The sequence below is a fragment of the Paenibacillus sp. J31P190 genome (assembly GCF_059692075.1).
The window spans coordinates 315,928-335,232 of sequence record NZ_JCAUAS010000003.1; the positions used below are offsets into that span (position 1 = coordinate 315,928).

A 19,305-nucleotide genomic window follows, 5' to 3' on the forward strand; every position below is an offset into this window, starting at 1 on the left:
GTCTCTCCCTATATCCGATTTATTTTTTATTTTCTAAAAAGGCAGCAAGTTCCTGGGATAGAAAGTGTTTGATCTCTGATTGAGTCCCCGATTTCAACAGGTCGATCATTTCTGGAATCAATAGAAAAGAACTTATTTCACTGAGCACTTCTAGGCTTTCTTTCGGAAGCTCTATCGGACCAAGCATGAGAAGCAAATGCTTTACATCTGACCCCATACCTTGGTCTAACAGCAGGTCTTCCTTTAATCGAAACAAGGTGAAAGATGGCTTCTTAACCTGTTCGCTTCGAATGTGAAAGAGAGCGAGGCCCGTGTCTGGGATCACTTGACTGCTTAACCGTTCTCTTTCAAGCAGCAGGTTGACAATGGGTTCAACATCGTCGATCACACCTGATTGTCTCACATATCCACAAATAACTTCCAACGTATCTCTCAGACTGTGAAAGGATTGATCGATGGGATACACCATGAATTGATCGATGATGCTGACAATTTCGTTTATATAGTGTTGAATGCGATGTAATCTGTCCGTTGAATCAGCGTCTTGAAGCGATTCATTGCGATCTCCAGCTTCTTTTTGCAGCGTAACATTTTGAATAAATAGTCTTAGTCGCTCAGCTTCTTCCTTCGTTAATAACGGACTTAGCTTCAAGTACTGATCCTCATCCAGAGGCAAATCTACCGTTGATATAATCAAATCGTATTCCTTTTCGGGGATGCGCGCTGCTTCAAACCAAGATGCATGACCGATAATATCAATTTGCGGAAGTTCCTTTGTAAGTCTTACGGCTAACATTTTGGAAGTCCCGATCCCACTTGTACATACGAGAATCGCTTTTACATTACGCCTAAATTGCTTTTGCCTCTCGATAGAAGCACCGAAATGCATGACTAGAAAGCCAATTTCTTCATCTGGCACGGCAATTTCGGTTATTGTTTTATCTACAGCTCTCCGTATAGCATCAAATAGAGCCTCATAATCTTTCTTGATTTGCGATAAAAGCGGATTACGAATGGTCGCTCCTGCTTGAAGCCGCTTCAAAGCGGACTCCAAATGGCTCAGCAGCCCCTCTCGTAATGAACGATCATCGCTGAAACGGACCGAGAAACTGCTCTCCATGTTGCGGATGAGCTTCCATACAATTTCCATATAACTTAATTCTTCCATAGGAAGCAGTTGATTCGGATGTTTCAGTGAATTGGGCTCCAGTAATTCGGCTATATAGAAAATTTCTGGTGTTGTTAATTCAATTGGAATTACCTTAGATAGGTGTTCAATTGTATGTGTAAGCAGCTTATTTGGGCGAAGCGAGTACGGTTCAGGATGCAGCTCGATTTGTCTACCCTGCTGAATTCTAGCGATAGTTATTGAAATATGAATGAGCAGATTGGTGTAATCCTGCTCCGATAGTTCACTTAAACCTTCATCTTCAGCAAGCCAAAGTGCTGCTTCCACCTTCGTAAAGTTTTCTTTCCCAATGAGCTCCAACAGTCTTTGTGTAACTGGCGAATGCGAGTTCACATTTTTCCCAAATAGATCAGCTTCATCGAGACCATTTTTGGCAAGCTTTACGATCATCCTGCGTTTATTCGCCTCGGAACCGCTCAAACCAACGCCATACCCTCTTTTACGTACAAGGATTAGGTCAGACTTCTGTATCCAGCTATCCAGCTCATCGAGATCGTGAGTGATGGTGGGAACCGTTACGCCCAAATCATGAGCCAAACTGAATAGTTTGACAGGCTCCTCTTCTTGCAGCAAGGTGCAAAGAATCATGATTTTGCGATCGTCGGCAGAAAATTCAATGTCCATCATCCCATATAACAAGCGCCGGAACGCCTCAAGTTTTTCAGGTTCTGCTTGTAATTGAATCCCTTTCCCCGATTTTTTTTGCAAAGTTAATCCATAAGCTGCCAAAATCGTCTCCAACTCGGACAGCTCCCGATGAACCGTTCTTGTGCTTACATTGATTTCGGCAGCGATTTCTCCTGCTGTAATATCATCCATTCGATTCATTAACAGCTCTAGGATTTGACGATTCCTGTTAGACAGGCTCATGATATTTCTCCTCACGAACAAAATGGAGATAACGCCGGCAAATAGCCAGCGTTAGAAAGGTATATTAACTTAATCGTTTGACAAGTTCATCGTATTCTGGGCTTTTCATGAAATTATCGATGGAAATGTGTTCAGCCTCCGGAGCCTTATTACGTGCTCGATCGGTTAATGATTTATGGGTGATTACGATATCTGCATCAGGTGGAATCTCACTAATTGCTGTGTTGACCACGATGACGTCGATAGCAGCTTCTTTCATTTTCTTTCTTAAAATGGAAGCTCCCATCGCACTTGAACCCATGCCGGCATCACAGGAGAACACAATTTTTTGCACCTCGGAAGCTGGCGTCAACGTTGAGGCGCTAACTTTTTCAGCTGCTGCAGCGGCGGGAGCTTGTTTCATTTCTTTCATTTTCGCTGTAGCCTGCTCCAAATCTTCTTCGTTCTCGCTTTGCTTCGTCGTTTTCAATAACAAGGCACCGACTGCAAAAGAGACAATCGTGGATGTGATAACCCCAGTGAAAATCGGCAGCATACCGCCTTTAGGAGCCATGGCAATGTAAGCGAAAATGCTTCCCGGTGACGGCGGAGCAACCAGACCTGCATTGAACAGGGAGAACGTGAACGTTCCTGTTACGCCACCTGCGATTACAGCCAGGATCAGACGCGGATTCATGAGAATGTACGGGAAGTAAATTTCATGAATACCGCCAAAGAAGTGAATAATAGCTGAACCAGGGGCTGAAAGCTTCGCTGCACCGCGTCCTACTATCCAATACGCTAGCAGGATACCAAGTCCTGGACCCGGATTGGACTCCAGCATGAACAAGATCGACTTGCCTGTTTTGGAGGCTTGATCCAAAGCAATCGGACTTAGCACACCGTGATTAATCGCATTGTTCAAGAACAAGATTTTACCTGGTTCAATCAAAACGTTCGCAAGCGGGAGCAGACCGGCATTCACAAGTGCTTGAACTCCGGAAGCAAGAGCTTTACTAACGACCTGAACCGCAGGACCGACTACCGTGTAAGCAAGAACGGCAAGTATAGCGCCGATGATGCCTGAAGAGAAATTGTTGACGAGCATTTCGAAGCCGGATTTCACTTTTCCTTCAATCGATTTATCGAACTTCTTGAGCACCCAAGCGGCGAACGGACCTACAATCATCGCCCCAAGAAACATGGGGATATCCGTTCCGATGACAACCCCCATCGTGGTTACAGCACCGATGACGCCGCCGCGTGTTCCGTGTATCATCGTACCTCCCGTATAACCAATTAAAATAGGGAGTAGATAAGTAATCATGGGACCGACGAGCTTAGCCAAATACTCATTTGGAATCCAACCTGTCGGAATAAATAAAGCCGTAATTAATCCCCAAGCGATAAATGCGCCAATATTAGGCATCACCATGCCGCTCAAAAAACGACCGAAACTTTGAACTTTCACCCGGAATCCTCCGGAGGATGCTTGCTTTTGTGCAGCAGTTGCACTCATAGGATAACCTCCCTTTGTCTGTTTCATGTTACTATCGTAATGCAAAAGCGCTTACATATTCAATCAAATCAAAATCCCTTTTCGTCATGAACAATGTTGACAACATTTTAACCTCGGCTTAAGCCGTCCATGGACGAGCGAGTTTTTCATTGTTGATGCAAGGCAAGTTACGCCGAGATAATTCTCAAACAGACGCGAGGACAAGCGCTGTAGCACCGCCGGTTGGCGCGGTGGTCAACACTTGTTTTAATATTCGTTGTATTCGATAGCTCCATCCGTGTGGAGTTGTATTTTGTACAACATTTAGCAAGCTAATCCACGTTATTCCCGCGAATGTTGCAAATAATACAACAATTTCACGAGAATCTAGCTCAATAGCAAGAAAAACAGCTAAATTGTTGTATCAAATACAACATCCTGAGCTTTCTAAGAAGAAATCAAGGAAATTGTTGTACGGAGTACAACTTCCCTACCATTTTGTTCTCTATTTCTCCTACTCCCTCCACTTCTATCACTTCCAACACTCCCAACACTTCCACAAGTTCTACTACTTAAAACTTCCATCACCTTCAACACTATTAAAACTCTCAACACCTTCCAGCAATTCAACTAACTTCTACCACTTCCCCACACTTCCCACTTCCATTAGTTCCAGCAATTCCAGCACTCCCACTAGACAATCCAGCAAACAATGAAACACGAAAACAGCATCACTTCCCAAGTGATGCTGTTGTATCCACAATCTCAATTCAGCAACTTCCACAGCTAACTATACAAAACAAGGCTATACCTCAATTGATAAATAAAAAAGAGCCGCAAGAGAAATCATCCCCTTACAGCTCTTTGTCTTTGGTTACTCAATGATAAGTGCATAAACGATGCCGGGTCCGTGGACACCAATGGTCAAATCATTCTCGATGTCGGCTGAGCGGCTTGGACCCGAGATGAAATGAATACCTGCCGGTCTATCTTCGGCCGAAAGTTCATCGAATGGGCGCAAAACTTCGCCCAGCTTTGTTTTTATACGATCTACCGGGATAATCGCAATGAACGTGGTTGGCAGCAAGCTGACACTTCTGCCTCTAGTCGCATCTGATGTAACCACTAGTGAACCTGTATATGCAACTGCGTGCTCAACGGCCACTATGCCGATGTCCGCTCCTGCCGCTTTAGCGACAAGCTCATCTTTGGCGGCAGGGTCAGCACCTTCTGCGTTCCACACCGTGATGTCCGTTTCCGTACCAGCAAGCGCAGCACGAAGGGAATCTAGCTCCGGTTGATCCTGAATGATCAAGTGCTTTGCCTGTGTCTCTGCGATGAAGTTAGCAATGAACTCCTCTGCTTCAGCCATGCTAGCAATACGCTTCGTATGGCCTCCAGCTTTCTGCCAGTTCGCCATGAACAACTGAATGCGCTGTTCGAGCGGGAGATCCACCTGCTCCCAGAATTCAGGAGCCCCCTTCATAGGGTGCGAAGGAGCTGTTTGCAACGGCTTATCTCTGCCTAGTCGATTCGAAATATTAGCAAAGAAGGCCTCTTGATCCTTCAAGGCTTCTTGGTGAAGCTTCTGGAGAAATACTGCATCTGATTTAGCCATGATGATGTCCTCCTCCGCCGTCTTTGCGATCAGCCACAAGTTTCTCCATGCGGGCTTTCATCACGGAATCAAGTTCAGGGAAGGTACCTTCTAATCCCTGCTCAATGTCTTTCCACGATTCGCGGAATGTCTTCTTCGCTATACTTGGCGCATATCGGTACGAATTCCAACCTTTTAACGGACCTATCTTCGCTTTGATATGACCATCGCGAACTAACAATTTCTGCCCAATGCGACCGATTTTGATTAACGCTTTAACCCGCTTCGCGTCGGACATCAAGAAATTAAAGCCTTGCATACCGGTCTTCTCAACAAAATCCGTCGAACCGCGCTCTACTTTGCGTTGACGAAGATAAATGAGCATATCATGCAGCGGAATTTTCACCGGACATGCCTCATAGCAGGCACCGCACAGGCTCGAAGCACTCGCGATGTCGTCCCATTGGTCGACGTTTTTGTTAAGTGCAGGTGTAAGCACGGCACCAATTGGACCACTGTACACACCGCCATAAGCATGACCGCCGATGTGACGGTAAACCGGGCAAGCGTTCAAGCATGCACCACAGCGAATACAGTTCAGCAATTCCTGGAATTGCGGATCTCCAAGCTGCAAGGAACGTCCATTATCCAAAATAATGACGTGCATTTCTTCCGGTCCATCGCCGTCCTGCTCCCGTTGCGGTCCAGAAATCACAGACATATACACCGTAAGTTTCTGTCCAGTAGCCGAACGCGGCAGCAAAGTCGCCATCACTTCGAGATCGTCCAAAGTAGGAATGATTCGCTCCATACCCATGAACGTGATCTGTGTCTTAGGGATGGTACTAACCATCCGCGCATTGCCTTCATTTTCGAAAAGAACGATAGACCCCGTCTCTGCAATCGCAAAATTACAGCCCGTCATCCCAATGTCGGCTTCAAGGAACTTCTCGCGAAGCTTCCTTCTTACATAACCAGCCAATATCCCCGTGTCCGGCTCAAGCTTCTCGCCTGCATCCTCAGAAAGCAGATCGGCGATCTGATAGCGATTTTTGTGGATCGCCGGAATAATAATATGCGAAGGCGTCTCTCCTGCCAGCTGAATAATATATTCGCCAAGGTCTGTTTCAATCGCCTCGACACCGATTTGTTCAAGCGCATGGTTGATATGCAATTCTTCTGAAACCATCGACTTTGACTTTACAACACTTTTTGCCTTCTTGTGCTCGGCGATTTGCATCGTCAAACGAACAGCGTCTGCGCTATCTGCTGCGAAGTGAACGTGCACGCCCTGGGCTCTCGCATTTTCAACGAATTTGCCAAGGTAGTAGTCCAAGTGTGCAATCGTATGCAGCCTAATTTGCCTGCCTCGCTCACGCCACTCTTCCCAATTCCCAAGCTCTTCGGAGGCACCAAGTTTACCGTTTTTGAGCCGTTCGGTCGTGAATTTAACCGCATTGCGAAGAAAGTCATTGTTCAGCGCGACTTTGGATCTTTCCTTGACGGTCCCACTAGGTTTATGATCGCTCATGCGCCAGCTTCACTCCTTCGGCCAGTAATTCCGCTAGATGCATGACCTTCACGGGTTTTCCACGGTAGGATAAATTGCCTGCAATATTCATTAAACATCCCATATCCAGTCCAACAAGTACTTCTGCTTCCGTTTCCAGCACATGATCCGATTTCTCAGAAACCATAGCACCTGAAATATCGCACATTTTCACCGCAAAAGTCCCGCCAAATCCACAGCAATCCTCCGCATGAGGAAGGGGGACAAGCTCCAAATCACGGATATTTTGCATCAACTGCATCGGTTCTTCTTTGACGCCTAACAATCGACTGCCGTGGCAGGACGGATGATAGGTCACTTTGTGCGGGAACACGGCTCCCAAATCAGTCACACCTAATACTTGCACGAGGAACTGCGTGAATTCATATGTTTTTTCTACTAATCGGTTAGCTCTTGCTAGATTGATAGGGTCATTTTCAAACAGCTTCGGATAATAATGATGAATCATACTTGTGCATGAACCCGATGGTGATATCACAAAATCACTATCTTCAAACGCATGCAGCAGTGTCAACGCGGCACCTCGCGCCTCATCCCAATAGCCACTATTGAAGGCAGGTTGACCGCAGCATGTCTGAGTCGCAGGGAAGTCTAGCTTGACTCCGTATTTTGCAAGTAAATGAACCATAGACTCACCAACCTTGGGATAAACAAGGTCGCTCAAGCACGTAATGAATAAGGATACTTTCATGATTTCAGCTAACTCCCTTCCTTCATCGTTCCCTCCTCAGAGGCATTTGGTTATACAAAAAACCATCCTCAGTACGAGAGAGAACATACTGGTGATGGGAGGAACATCATTCTTAACCTTTATCTAATTGGAGGACGTGCACACCTTTATCGCGAATCTGGTCCACATCCTCCTTGTTGGTTTGCCCGTCTGTAATCAAGTGCTTGATCTCAGGCCAGCCGGCTACTTGCGTTAAAGATTGCATGCCGAATTTACTATGGTCAGCAAGCAAGTACGTTTCATCAGCAATACTGATCATTTTGCGTTTAATGAGCGCTTGCAGCTCGTTGGATTCGCTAATTCCACGCTGGATATGAACCCCTTTGCATGACAAGAACAGCTTATGAACGTGATACATATCCAAGGATCTTTCCGCTAGTGGTCCTACATAGGACAACGATTTTGGCGAAAGGAGTCCACCTGTAGATATGACCTGAATTTTCTCCTTACCGCTCACCTCAAGCGCAACCTTCATCGAGTTCGTGATGATCGTCAGCGGCATATCAGGAATTATTTTGGCCATATACCAAGCCGTTGTACTTGCATCTAAAATGATCCGATCATGCTCCCTAATATGCGATACCGCTTCCTTCGCGATGCTGTTCTTGAAATCCGACTGCGCCGTTTCCCTTTCCATGAAAGGGACTTCCGACTGCGCTTCCTTCACACTTACAGCGCCGCCATGGCTGCGCATCAGCTTTCCTTCGCTTTCTAGCCGATCCAAATCACGTCGTATCGTTTCTTCTGTTACTTGGCACAGCTCGCTGAGCTCCGTTACGCGAATACTTCCTCTTTCATTCACCAACTGAACGATTCTTTGCCATCTTTCCGCTACCAGCATCGTATTCCCTCATTTCACCGTCGATCGGGACGCCACCTTACAAAATGCTGCATACGCTGCCTGCCAACCCGCTCCATCCTGAGGGACGTACGTTTTGACCGGGAACGAATTCCGAATCAGCTTTCTGGCTTCGCGCAAATTCGCGATATACCCTAGTGATATCCATTGTACTACAAGGTTACCTAAGGCACTACCCTCAACAGGACCGGCCCAAACCTCGCGCTGTATAGCATTTGACGTGAACTGACAAAGCAGCTCGTTCTGAATGCCGCCACCAACGATGTGAAGACCTCGATACTTCTTCCCCGATAGCAGTTCTGTTCTTTCTAAAACAAACCGATACTTCAAAGCCAAGCTTTCCAACATACAACGAACAATTTCGCCTTCCGTTTGCGGTACAACCTGTTCCGTTTCTCGGCAGTATTGCTGAATTTGCTTTGGCATATGCTCAGGATTCAAGAACATGTCATCATCCGGATCGATGAAGCATTGGAAAGGCTTCACCTGCTCGGCAAGCTTGACTAACTCAGCAAAGCTGATGTTCTTCCCTTCCTTGTTCCATGTACGCTTACATTCCTGAATTAACCATAAGCCCATGATGTTCTTGAGCAATCGGTTCGTACCATAAACGCCGCCTTCATTGGTGAAATTCCAAGCTAATGCCTGTTCACTTAGCACCGGCGCCAACGTCTCCGTTCCGAGCAGTGACCAAGTACCGCAGCTTAAGAAAGCGAAATCTTCATCTAAAGCGGGAACCGCGACAACAGCAGATGCTGTATCATGCTCGCCTACGGCAATGACAGGAATCGAAGGAACATCAAGTTCATCACAAATCTCTTGGCTTAACGCGCCAACTCTAGTCCCAGACGAAACTGGTTTCAGTAATATGTTATTAGGAAGACCAAGCTGATCTAAAAGCTCTGTGTCCCACATTTGAGATGTCGCATTTAACAGCTGCGTCGTTGTGGAATTGGTGTACTCGCTGTGTTTTTCTCCCGTTAAGAAGTATCTGAGCAAGTCAGGAATCATCAAGAACGTATCTGCACGCTGCAGAAGCTCTGGATTTCTTTCTTTTAACGCATATAGTTGAAAAATCGAATTAAATTGAAGGAACTGAAGACCTGTTTTGGCATACAGCTTTTCACGACCAACAAGATCAATGACCTTATCCATGATATGGTCCGTCTGATGGTCCCGATAGTGGTAGGGATTACCGAGAAGCTCACCATTTGCTGCAAGCAGCCCGAAATCTACCGCCCATGAATCAATGGCCAAGCTCTCGATATCCGTATAACCCAGATGCTTCATCTGTAAAATGCCTTGTTTCAATTCATGAAACAATCTCAAAATGTCCCAATGAAGGTGGTTTCCCACCTTCACCGGATCATTCGAAAAGCGGTGAATTTCCTCGATCGTTACGATGCCTGCTTCGGAATCAAGTCGTCCGACGATCGCTCTGCCGCTGCTTGCTCCCAAATCAAAGGCCAGTACGCAGGAGGGTTTACTCACCAGCTGGCACCGCCTTTGCCACGAGCATTAATGCTTTCGTCGTAGCCGCTTTCCAGGTAAGCTTTCATCGGATCTACCGGTACACCGATCTCTTCCCGTACTGCTTGAAGAAGCGGAGTAACATCGAATTCGAATGCCTTACGCACAGCGTCTTCTGCGCCTAGAACATCTTGACGTTCTTGAGCGTCTCTAACTTCATCGAGGTTGATCAGCAAAGCTTTTGCATACTGTGTTTGTACATTAAGCACGGAACGCAGCATCGCTGGAATTTTACGCTCGATATTGTGGCTTTGATCGATCATGTAGGCAATATTGTCAGCAGCCTGACGGATTTGTGGATTTTTATCGTTCGCTGCATCAATGATTTGGTAGAAAATAAGGAACAACTCATACGGATTGACCGAACCAACAATCAGATCATCATCCCCATATTTGCGGGAATTGAAGTGGAAGCCGCCCAGTTTATTTTCATCTAACAAATAAGTCACGATATGTTCAATGTTCGTTCCTTGCGGGTGATGCCCTGTATCAACTAACACTTCAGCTTGAGGCCCCAATTTGTTCGCCAAATTGAATGCCATCCCCCAGTCTGCTAGATCCGTGTGATAAAACGCAGGCTCATAGAACTTATATTCAATCAGCATACGCATGCTTGGCGTCATTGCTCCGTACATTTCTTTAAGCGCTTCATACATCCATGTTTTACGAGCTCGAATATCAACTTGCCCCGGGTAGTTGGAACCGTCTGCGAACCATAGACTCAGTACATCAGAACCTACTGTCTTAGCGATGTCCACACACTCCAGCAAATGATCCGTCGCTTTGCGGCGAATGGCTTCGTTCGAATTCGTCACACTACCAAAGATGTAATCATCCTCTTGAAAAAGGTTAGGGTTTACAGCTCCAATAGAAACACCGAGATTAGCTGCATGCTGCTTAAGCTTTGCGTAATCGTCCACTTTGTCCCATGGAATATGGATCGCAACCGACGGGCAAACACCCGTCAGTTTATGCACCTGCGCAGCGTCTTCGAATTTCTCGAAGGGATTACGCGGAACGCCATTTTGCTTATACACTTTGAAGCGAGTTCCTGAATCTCCGTAGCCCCATGATGGGGTTTCTACTTTAAAGGCTTTTAGCTTAGCTTTAACAGCTGCTAGATCAATGCCTCTATTTGCTTGCAGCTCTTCGAACAAGGCGTATGCTTTATCGCTCATCGGATTATATCTCCTTTTGGTTGTGGAAGTAATTAGCGAGTGAAGGCAGCCGGAACGCCGCCGTCAACTGTGATCATACAACCTGTCGTTTTGTCTGCTTTGGAAGAAGCGAAATACACGATGGCTTCTGCAACGTCTTTCGGGAAAATGTTGACAAGCAGCGTCGTTCTTTTGCGGTAATGCTCTTCCAACTGATCCGGTTCAATACCGTAAGCTGCAGCCCGTTCATTGCGCCAGCCGGAATTCCAAATCGCGGAGCCTTGAAGAATCGCATCTGGCAATACCGAGTTTACACGAATGCCGAATTCCCCGCCCTCAGCGGCGATACAGCGCGCTAAGTGAATTTCAGCCGCTTTGGCTGTCGAGTAGGCGGAGGCATTTTTGCCTGCGAATACCGAGTTTTTGGAGCCGACGAATACCATGCTGCCGCCGATGCTTTGTTTTTTCATAATTTTAAAAGCTTCTCTAGCTACGAGGAAGTAACCTGTGCTAAGCACGTTCATGTTCAGGTTCCACTCTTTAAGTGATGTTTCGTCAAAAGGACTAGAAGTAGCAAGACCTGCGTTATTCACGATAATATCGATACCGCCATAGCTGAGAATCGAGTCGCGGTAAGCGGCTTCCACTTCCTCTTCTTTCGTTACATCCATTTTAACGGCAATGGCTCTGTTTTCGCCATACTGCCCGTTCAGTTCGTCTGCTAATTTTTGTGCGCCTTCAAGATTCAGGTCAGCTAGAACGACGTGCGCGCCTTCTTTTAAAAATTGACGAGCCGTTACGCTTCCGATTCCGCCTGCGCCGCCTGTGATGAAAGCAATTTTACGAGAAAACTCTGCTTCAGCCGGAGCCAAAGTTAATTTATAAAGTTCAAGAGGCCAGTACTCGACATTAAAAGATTCATTTTCGCTTAAAGAAACGAACGTTCCGAGAGCCGTTGCGCCTCTCATTACGGCAATCGCACGGTGATAGAGAGCTCCGCTTACTTGTGCATTGGACCAGCTTTTGCCTGTGTTAATCATTCCAATACCTGGGATCAGAATAACGCGAGGTGCCGCTTCGTTCATGACGTCGCCTTCATTTTTGTTGCGGTCAAAATAAGCCTTGTACTCTTCCTTGTAAGCCGCGATTCCAGCGTTTAAAGCTTCAATTAAGGAGGCCACATCACGGGAGTTTGGATTCCAATCAATGTAAAGAGGCTTCATTTTCGTATGAACCAAGTGATCCGGGCAAGCCGCTCCAACTTGGGATAGCACAGCAGCATCTTTACTATTAACGAACTTCAGAACATCATCCGCGCTGTCAGTGGTCATGATCATTTTCTTCTCATTGCTCACTGCTCCGCGAACGATAGGCAGGACTTGTGCCAAAATATCTTTTTGCTCGGATTCAGATAGAGACTCGTACTTCGCTCCGCCATAAAGGCTGCTCTCGTTCACTCGAGCTTCAATGAAGCTTTCTGCTTCTTGAATGATAGCCAAAGTTTTGAGGTAGCTTTCTTCCGACGTTTCGCCCCAAGTAACCAGACCATGCTTCTCCATCAGCACGAGCTCAGCCTTTGGATTGTTTCTTACGCCTTCTGCGATCATTTTGGAAAGTGTAAAACCAGGACGCACATAAGGTACCCACACGAAACGGTCGCCGTAAATTTCTTTTGCCAACTCACGACCATTGTGTGCACAGCATAGACCGATAATCGCATCAGGATGCGTGTGGTCAACGTTTTTGAATGGCAAAAATGCATGTAAAAGCGTCTCAATAGAAGCACGCGGATGTTTGCTGTCGATCATACAATTCACAAGATAAGCAACCATTTCTTCGTCGGACATTTCATCTCTCTCGAACAATGGACGAATGTCTTCCATGCGAAGACCTGTGAAATTCTTTGCTTTCATTGTAGCAAGGTCAGAACCGCTGCCCTTTACCCACATCACTTCTACATTACGACCGCGGAAATCTTTCTCGATTGTTTTGTACGATGTGTTACCGCCGCCCCAGTTGGCAACTGCGCGATCTGTCCCTAATAAATTGGAACGGTACACCAATTCCTCTACGCCTTTCGATACTGCATTCGCTTTTTCCGCTTCCCACAAATTCGCAACCATACGTATCCTCCTAATATAGGGATCTTTGAGCGTAGCTCAAAGTCTCTCCGCTTTGGGATCTTTGAGCGTAGCTCAAAGTCTCTCCGCTTTGGGATCTTTGAGCGTTTTAGCTCAAAGTCTCTCCGCTTACATTTACATCCCATGAGTATGTGTTTGTTCTTGATGGATTCATCGTAACACATCTTTATTTATTTTTGAATATTTATTTTTGTTTTTGTTTGAAAGAATTTAAATACGTGAATGTGATATATTACATTAATAATTTGAATAAATGCGGAAACAAAAATGAAACGGGCATAAAACAAACATAATGAGAACTGGAGAAAATGCTGTAATCAGCATTTCTTGCTGCTCGCAATTGTGCTGAAAGACACCCGTGATACATGAACTGCATTTTGTGCAGTTCATATGCTTCCTGAGTGGTTTTTGAGGGATTTAGCTGCAAAAAGTGCAGCTAAATCCAGCCAAAAAGCTCAATTCCTACCTTTCTGGCACGTTTATGTGTAGGAAATGCAGCTAATTTGCTGAAAATCGCTATTGGCAAAAAATTAGGTGCACATTTTACAGCTAAAGATGATCTCGCGTAAGTGTCGCGGTACGCTTATCGTCCTAGAAAATAAAAAAATCCCCTTCCAGCAGCGTGATTAAATTCATGGAACCATGAATCTTCACACATTCTGCTAGAAGGGGATTTAAATATATGATATATCGAGGATTTTAGGCTGTTGCTTCGACTTCCTCATGCACGGTTTTGATTTGAATCATAACCGTATTCGGATCCGTCAACACTTCAATGCCATCCTTGAAAATCAGATCGGAAACAAGAAGCTTATCACCAGCATCAAGACCACTGATATCAACTTCCATTGAAGTCGGTAAATCACCAGGCATACAACGGACTTCTACTTCATAGATTTCGATCTGCAGAACCCCACCGGATTTTACGCCGATTGCCTCTCCAGAAAACTGGATGGTAACTTTGCTGTCCATGATTTCAGTCATGTTCACATGATGAAAGTCAATATGCAGCAAATTGCCCGACATCGCATCCCTTTGAACGCTCTGAACAATGACCGGAATTACTTTTTCATCGGATGTATTGCCTTGCAAGATAGCTCGTGGATTTTTTTTCAAAATATCCAGCATTTCTTTTTCATTTACTTCTAATGATAAAGTATCTTTACCAATCCCATACAACACAGCCGGGATGCGTCCCTGTTTTCTTGCTTGATTCATGTGGGACTTTGTTTCACCAGTGCGCTTGTTCAATTGAATAAATTTACTCATTTGTTTGTTTCCCGCTCTCTTTGACCATAAATTCTTGTCAAAATGATTATAACATGACCATAAAATCTAGTCAAACTTTGTTGAATACCCATTCGTTATTATTCATACTCCATAAATGGATCAGGAATCTCAATCTGATAAGCCTCAGCATCACTAACGCCAACAGAAAGTACGGCTCGCCCATTGCCTAACCGTATAAGCCCACCGCTAAAAATAACATCTTCAAGATCAGGCCGTTTGCCAGGGCCTCTTGGAAAATCACTTCTTGCAGCAATAATTTTCATGGGGGTTTTCTCACAGGTCTCAGGGTTTATCGAAAAGACCATGGAATAATAATGCTTGTTTCCTACGCTATCAAAGCAGGCCACATGCCCCAGAACGCCCACATGTCCATTCCCCAGTAAATGTGCTTCGTTCGCACCGCCCCATTCTTCGGAGACAAATTGCTCACTAAGAATTTCTGCATGGATGAAGGTTTGCTCATTGAGCTCCTCCAGCGAGTTGATAATTGTGAATCCGATTTGCCCTCTTCCGCCTCTTGCTCCCTGCGGTCTAGTAAATACACCTACTCTACCGTCATTAAGCTCAATTAGACGAATATCCTTCATCGTTCCGGGTCCAGATGAGAAGTGACATAAGGAATCTATGTGAAACCCACGATAAAATTGGGTAACCCACGACACAATCTTACTCGGATTGTCGACAGCCGTAATGACTTCAACTCCGCCAACTATTAGTTCACCTTTGATGATGGTCATACATGGATCCTGCAAGTTATAAGTGTGTGTATGTATTCGTGGACTCCAAACCTGATTCTTGCATGTAAAAAAGAAGACTTGAGAGAACTCACTATCCCGTTCCTCAACTCTTCCTAAGATGACTTCCTCCCCGTCATACAGAAACGGGGCCGTTATATTGTATACATCGCGATTTCCAACCCCAGAGAACACTAGTTTCTGAACTTTTGTTAATCTGGGGTTTGCATAAAAGGTTTCCAGAAGCTGTTTACAGCTCTCTGTTGTTATCGATTTCCTTGTCATTGACGTCCTCCTGATAATGCATCGATGCATCTATCGTCCAATCACTTTCCACATCCATTTCGATGCCAATGAGCTGCCCAGGCTGGACATTAAAATACAGACAAAGCTTCAGTAATAAATCCCTAGGATACTGTACCATCTCATCCTTATACATACGCCGAACGGAGTCAAAGTGGTAGTTAATTTCTTTAGCGAGCTTGCGTATCGATAATTTAGGATCGTGATTTTCCATGACTTCTTTTAGTTTACTGCGTATGACTGACACACATACACCCCCTCCATAAATATATAGGGTACGCAAAGGAGAGTCAATGAATTGACAAGAAAAAATGGTCATGTTATAGTGAAAACAGGAAATAATTTGGAATTTTCTGAAAATAAAATACCCCTTCCCCCAAAAGAATTAAAGATCTATCTTTAGATTCTTTTTTTTGTGTTCCAAAAATCGCAAACCAACATGGAGGCTTATTATATGAAGTATACAAACAGCAATCGGAATATCGTTTTTCTTGGCACTAGCCTGCCGAGGGAATGCGGCATAGCTACATTTACACAAGATTTATTAGATGAACTCCAGCACATCCAAGGCTTTAACAAGCCTCGTATCATTGCAATCAATAACAACGAAACTTACGACTATCAGGAGCAGGTGATGAGGGAAATTGACCAACATAAGCAATCCGATTATATAGAAACAGCGGATTATCTTAGCTCATCAGATGTTGATCTTCTCGTTATCCAGCATGAATTCGGTATTTACGGCGGAGAAAGCGGTGAATACTTGATTCCATTCGTCGAGAGACTGACCATTCCTTATGTTGTCATTTTTCATACTGTGTTAACCAAACCTTCTGCCAAGCAGCTGCACATCATGAATCGAGTAGCCGAGCTAAGTGTTAAAGTTGTTACGATGGCGCAGTCTACAGTAACCGATTTGATCTCCATTTATGGCGTTGATGCCGCCAAAATCGCTTTCATTCATCATGGCGTGCCTCATGTCCAAACCGGTTCAAGATCAGATCTTAAAGAGCAGTATGGCTTTGCAGATCGGAAAATTTTATCCACCTTCGGGTTTTTAAGTCCTGGTAAAGGAATTGAATACAGCATTGAAGCCATGCGGGGAGTGGTTAAACAGCATCCGGATTCTCTCTATATTGTTTGGGGGAAAACTCATCCGGTCGTTAAACAAGAAACAGGCGAGGTATACAGACAAAAGCTGATGGGTCTTGTGGAAGAATTTGATTTAACGCGTAACGTCCACTTCGTCGACAAGCTACTAACGCAGGATGAGGTCATTCAATCGCTGGTCATGTCAGATATTTATATGACTCCTTATTTAGGCAAGGATCAGGCCGTTAGCGGAACTTTGGCCTATGGAGTCGGTTACGGAAGGGTTATTGTCTCCACACCTTACCGATATGCCGAGGAAATGCTGGCAGAGGGCAGGGGCTTACTGGCAAACTTCCGCGATTCAGCCTCCTTGGAAGCTTGCATCCTTCAATTACTGAATGACCCTGCTAGAATAACTGAAATGGAAAATCGTACGCTCGAACTCGGAAGAACCATGCTGTGGAACGAAATTGCCAAAACCTATGCCGCCATCTTCCAAGAAAAAATACTAGATTCAGAGTCAACAAAAGTACAGGCTTACGATGCCAGTTTTGCTAAAGCAAAACACTTAGGAGTGATTTAATGCAAGTACAAACGATACGGCAGTTTAAGTCCGATTACATGCGCAGGATAACCGATGATACAGGCATTTTTCAACATACCAAGTTTGGAGTACCCGACCGGTCGAAAGGTTATACGACGGATGATAACGCACGGGCGTTAATCGCAGCCGTTTTATTGTACAGCAGCCAAAAAGATTCCAGCACGTTAGACCTCATTCATACTTATGTTTCTTTCATTCACCACGCACAGAATACAGATGGAAACTTTAGAAACTTTATGGATTATAACCGTTCATTCATGGAGGAAAGCGGCTCTGAGGATTGTCAAGGACGCACACTATGGGCATTAGGATTCGCGCTCGCCCATTCCTCCTTTCTGCCTGATAATGTACTTAATACCTGCCGTTATTTAATCAATCAGGCATTACCGCATATCGAAAAGCTAGGTTCTCCTCGTGCTGGAGCCTATGCGATAATCGGTCTAAGTTATTTAATAGAAACCTCTGATGCTCTAACTTACTCCTTCCCCTATCCCCACACGCCAAGCACCGCAGAAGAAAAGGCTTTTCTACCAAGAGCATTCATCATCAATTTGATCGAAAAAATAGCGGTCCGACTGCACAATCAATATGTTCGCAATAAGGGTAACGATTGGCATTGGTTTGAAGACAGCCTTACCTACGGAAACTCCATGCTGCCATGGGCACTTTTAAAAGCATCACATATCGCGGAAAACATTAGTTTGAAGGAAACAGCCAAGGAAAGCTTGGATTTTCTAGTATCCAAAACCTTTGCAAAAGAAGGATATTATAAGCCGATTGGCAGCCATGGCTGGCAATTGCGAGGTGAAAAGGCCGCTCTCTACGACGAACAGCCGATTGAGGCCTGTGAAATGCTTCTCGCTTGTAAAGAAGCCGCGGTCGTACTCCAAGACCCAGACTATCTGAAAATAGCAGCCTTATGCTACGAATGGTATTTAGGCCATAATTCATTACAAATCTCTCTCATTGATCCTCAAACAGGAGCTTGTTATGATGGCATCCATGCCACAGGGCTGAACCTTAATCAAGGCTCCGAAAGTATCATTTCCTTCTCTATTGCCCATTTGGTGATGCATCATGAATAAATTTGCTACCATCCTTGCAGGCGGGGGAGGAACCCGCTTCTGGCCGCTGTCTAGACAAGAGATTCCAAAGCAGCTTCTAAATATTAGCGGAAATGATATTATGCTAAACGATACGATCGAACGATTCAAAGGCATTATCCCTCAAGAAAATACCGTTATTGTAACGAATCGCTCTCAAGCGGTTCTGCTGGAGAGCATCATGCATAGCAGTGTTTCAAAAAGCAACATTTTGATCGAGCCCGTCGCCAGAAACACGGCTGCAAGCATCCTTTTCGCGGCGTTATCTATAGAAAAATCACATGGTGATTCCTTAATGGTTGTATTGCCTTCCGATCATTATATAACGGATGAAGCACAATTTCGGCTTACGTTAGACGAAGCCTGTACGGTCGCGATGAAGACGGACAAAATCGTTACCATCGGAATTAAACCGACATTTCCTTCTACCGGGTACGGTTATATCGCTTTTGACAAGGAACCTATCTCTTCAAATCCTGTAGCCGTATACGAAGTAGCTGAATTTGTAGAAAAACCGAACTTCCAGAAAGCACAAGGCTATCTGTCGTCCGGTAATTATTTATGGAATAGCGGCATTTTTATTTGGAAAACTTCCGTCATCATTGATAATTTCAAGCGTTACCTGCCTCGGTTGTATAAGACCATGCTTCCAATCAGCGATTATCTGGGTACGGATCAGGCAGAGGAAATCATTAATAACATTTATCCAACGCTTCAAAACATTTCGATTGATTACGGGATTCTTGAGCGCTCCGATGAAGTCGTTGTGCTGTCTGGTCAATTTGGCTGGAACGATATTGGCAGCTGGGATGCACTCGGCGCGATCTTCCCTCCAGATCCATCGGGAAACATTATTAAAGCAAATCATATGGGCATAGATACACGAAATTCGATCATTTATGGAAATGGCAGACTAATCACGACAATTGGCGTAGACGGCTTCATCATTGCAGATACGGGGGATGCACTTCTAATATGTCCCAAAGACAAAGCACAATCTGTTAAAGATATCGTCGACCTGCTGAAGGAAAAAGGAATGACGGAGTATATCTAGCCAGC

15 protein-coding genes are annotated in these 19,305 nt (G+C 45.0%); 3 read left to right on the plus strand and 12 right to left on the minus strand.

Annotated features, from left to right (window positions below):
* Nucleotides 1-19: 19 nt before the first annotated feature.
* The 12 genes from AC58U0_RS08545 to AC58U0_RS08600 form a co-directional block, all read right to left on the minus strand.
* Nucleotides 20-2,059 carry a BglG family transcription antiterminator gene (locus tag AC58U0_RS08545; protein WP_497378565.1) on the minus strand — a complete coding sequence of 680 codons (2,040 nt, stop codon included), beginning with the start codon at nt 2,057-2,059 and terminating at the stop codon, nt 20-22.
* Between the two features lie 64 nt (nt 2,060-2,123).
* The gene (locus AC58U0_RS08550; RefSeq protein ID WP_497378566.1) at nt 2,124-3,557 is read right to left on the minus strand and encodes a PTS mannitol transporter subunit IIBC; all 1,434 of its coding nucleotides are present in this window, start codon (nt 3,555-3,557) and stop codon (nt 2,124-2,126) included.
* An 853-nt stretch (nt 3,558-4,410) separates the two neighbouring features.
* Nucleotides 4,411-5,154, minus strand: coding sequence for a LutC/YkgG family protein (locus tag AC58U0_RS08555; protein ID WP_497378568.1), 744 nt, complete (start codon nt 5,152-5,154; stop codon nt 4,411-4,413).
* The gene (locus AC58U0_RS08560; protein ID WP_497378570.1) at nt 5,147-6,664 is read right to left on the minus strand and encodes a LutB/LldF family L-lactate oxidation iron-sulfur protein; all 1,518 of its coding nucleotides are present in this window, start codon (nt 6,662-6,664) and stop codon (nt 5,147-5,149) included. The genes AC58U0_RS08555 and AC58U0_RS08560 overlap by 8 nt, the downstream gene beginning before the upstream one ends.
* On the minus strand, nt 6,651-7,394 hold the full coding sequence (locus AC58U0_RS08565; RefSeq protein ID WP_497378571.1) for a (Fe-S)-binding protein: 744 nt from the start codon (nt 7,392-7,394) through the stop codon (nt 6,651-6,653). Before AC58U0_RS08565 ends, AC58U0_RS08560 begins: the two co-directional genes overlap by 14 nt.
* A 112-nt stretch (nt 7,395-7,506) precedes the next feature.
* Nucleotides 7,507-8,274: a DeoR/GlpR family DNA-binding transcription regulator gene (locus tag AC58U0_RS08570; protein ID WP_307440221.1), complete on the minus strand. Its 768-nt coding sequence runs from the start codon at nt 8,272-8,274 to the stop codon at nt 7,507-7,509.
* A 9-nt stretch (nt 8,275-8,283) separates the two neighbouring features.
* The gene (gene rhaB / locus AC58U0_RS08575; RefSeq protein ID WP_497378572.1) at nt 8,284-9,783 is read right to left on the minus strand and encodes a rhamnulokinase; all 1,500 of its coding nucleotides are present in this window, start codon (nt 9,781-9,783) and stop codon (nt 8,284-8,286) included.
* Nucleotides 9,780-11,000, minus strand: coding sequence for an L-rhamnose isomerase (rhaI, locus tag AC58U0_RS08580; protein WP_497378573.1), 1,221 nt, complete (start codon nt 10,998-11,000; stop codon nt 9,780-9,782). The genes rhaB and rhaI overlap by 4 nt, the downstream gene beginning before the upstream one ends.
* Before the next feature lie 32 nt (nt 11,001-11,032).
* Nucleotides 11,033-13,102 (minus strand): bifunctional aldolase/short-chain dehydrogenase, encoded by a 2,070-nt coding sequence (locus AC58U0_RS08585; protein ID WP_497378575.1) that lies wholly within the window; start codon nt 13,100-13,102, stop codon nt 11,033-11,035.
* A gap of 717 nt (nt 13,103-13,819) precedes the next feature.
* The gene (locus tag AC58U0_RS08590) at nt 13,820-14,389 is read right to left on the minus strand and encodes a 50S ribosomal protein L25 (RefSeq protein WP_497378576.1); all 570 of its coding nucleotides are present in this window, start codon (nt 14,387-14,389) and stop codon (nt 13,820-13,822) included.
* 98 nt (nt 14,390-14,487) lie between these two features.
* Entirely contained in the window at nt 14,488-15,429 is a 942-nt protein-coding gene (locus AC58U0_RS08595) for a DUF1861 family protein (protein ID WP_497378577.1), read from the minus strand.
* Nucleotides 15,395-15,694 carry a helix-turn-helix domain-containing protein gene (locus tag AC58U0_RS08600; protein ID WP_497378578.1) on the minus strand — a complete coding sequence of 100 codons (300 nt, stop codon included), beginning with the start codon at nt 15,692-15,694 and terminating at the stop codon, nt 15,395-15,397. The genes AC58U0_RS08595 and AC58U0_RS08600 overlap by 35 nt, the downstream gene beginning before the upstream one ends.
* A 207-nt stretch (nt 15,695-15,901) precedes the next feature.
* Here AC58U0_RS08600 and AC58U0_RS08605 point away from each other — a divergent pair, with 207 nt between their 5' ends.
* Genes AC58U0_RS08605 through AC58U0_RS08615 form a run of 3 tightly spaced genes read left to right on the plus strand, consistent with a single transcriptional unit; the run spans nt 15,902 to nt 19,300 of the window.
* Nucleotides 15,902-17,122, plus strand: coding sequence for a glycosyltransferase family 4 protein (locus tag AC58U0_RS08605; RefSeq protein WP_497378579.1), 1,221 nt, complete (start codon nt 15,902-15,904; stop codon nt 17,120-17,122).
* A complete protein-coding gene (locus AC58U0_RS08610; RefSeq protein WP_497378580.1) occupies nt 17,122-18,228 on the plus strand; it encodes a glycoside hydrolase family protein in 1,107 nt (368 codons plus the stop codon). Before AC58U0_RS08605 ends, AC58U0_RS08610 begins: the two co-directional genes overlap by 1 nt.
* Nucleotides 18,221-19,300 carry a mannose-1-phosphate guanylyltransferase gene (locus AC58U0_RS08615; protein ID WP_057307390.1) on the plus strand — a complete coding sequence of 360 codons (1,080 nt, stop codon included), beginning with the start codon at nt 18,221-18,223 and terminating at the stop codon, nt 19,298-19,300. The genes AC58U0_RS08610 and AC58U0_RS08615 overlap by 8 nt, the downstream gene beginning before the upstream one ends.
* Nucleotides 19,301-19,305: the final 5 nt, after the last annotated feature.

Bases quoted from the DNA above. Each gene is read 5' to 3' on its own strand.
- AC58U0_RS08545 (WP_497378565.1), bottom strand. From the start codon at position 2,059: ATGAGCCTGTCTAACAGGAATCGTCAAATCCTAGAGCTGTTAATGAAT.
- AC58U0_RS08570 (WP_307440221.1), bottom strand. From the start codon at position 8,274: ATGCTGGTAGCGGAAAGATGGCAAAGAATCGTTCAGTTGGTGAATGAA.
- AC58U0_RS08615 (WP_057307390.1), top strand. From the start codon at position 18,221: ATGAATAAATTTGCTACCATCCTTGCAGGCGGGGGAGGAACCCGCTTC.
- AC58U0_RS08590 (WP_497378576.1), bottom strand. From the start codon at position 14,389: ATGAGTAAATTTATTCAATTGAACAAGCGCACTGGTGAAACAAAGTCC.
- AC58U0_RS08610 (WP_497378580.1), top strand. From the start codon at position 17,122: ATGCAAGTACAAACGATACGGCAGTTTAAGTCCGATTACATGCGCAGG.
- AC58U0_RS08550 (WP_497378566.1), bottom strand. From the start codon at position 3,557: ATGAGTGCAACTGCTGCACAAAAGCAAGCATCCTCCGGAGGATTCCGG.
- AC58U0_RS08555 (WP_497378568.1), bottom strand. From the start codon at position 5,154: ATGGCTAAATCAGATGCAGTATTTCTCCAGAAGCTTCACCAAGAAGCC.
- AC58U0_RS08585 (WP_497378575.1), bottom strand. From the start codon at position 13,102: ATGGTTGCGAATTTGTGGGAAGCGGAAAAAGCGAATGCAGTATCGAAA.
- AC58U0_RS08595 (WP_497378577.1), bottom strand. From the start codon at position 15,429: ATGACAAGGAAATCGATAACAACAGAGAGCTGTAAACAGCTTCTGGAA.
- AC58U0_RS08565 (WP_497378571.1), bottom strand. From the start codon at position 7,394: ATGAAAGTATCCTTATTCATTACGTGCTTGAGCGACCTTGTTTATCCC.
- rhaI (WP_497378573.1), bottom strand. From the start codon at position 11,000: ATGAGCGATAAAGCATACGCCTTGTTCGAAGAGCTGCAAGCAAATAGA.
- AC58U0_RS08605 (WP_497378579.1), top strand. From the start codon at position 15,902: ATGAAGTATACAAACAGCAATCGGAATATCGTTTTTCTTGGCACTAGC.
- AC58U0_RS08560 (WP_497378570.1), bottom strand. From the start codon at position 6,664: ATGAGCGATCATAAACCTAGTGGGACCGTCAAGGAAAGATCCAAAGTC.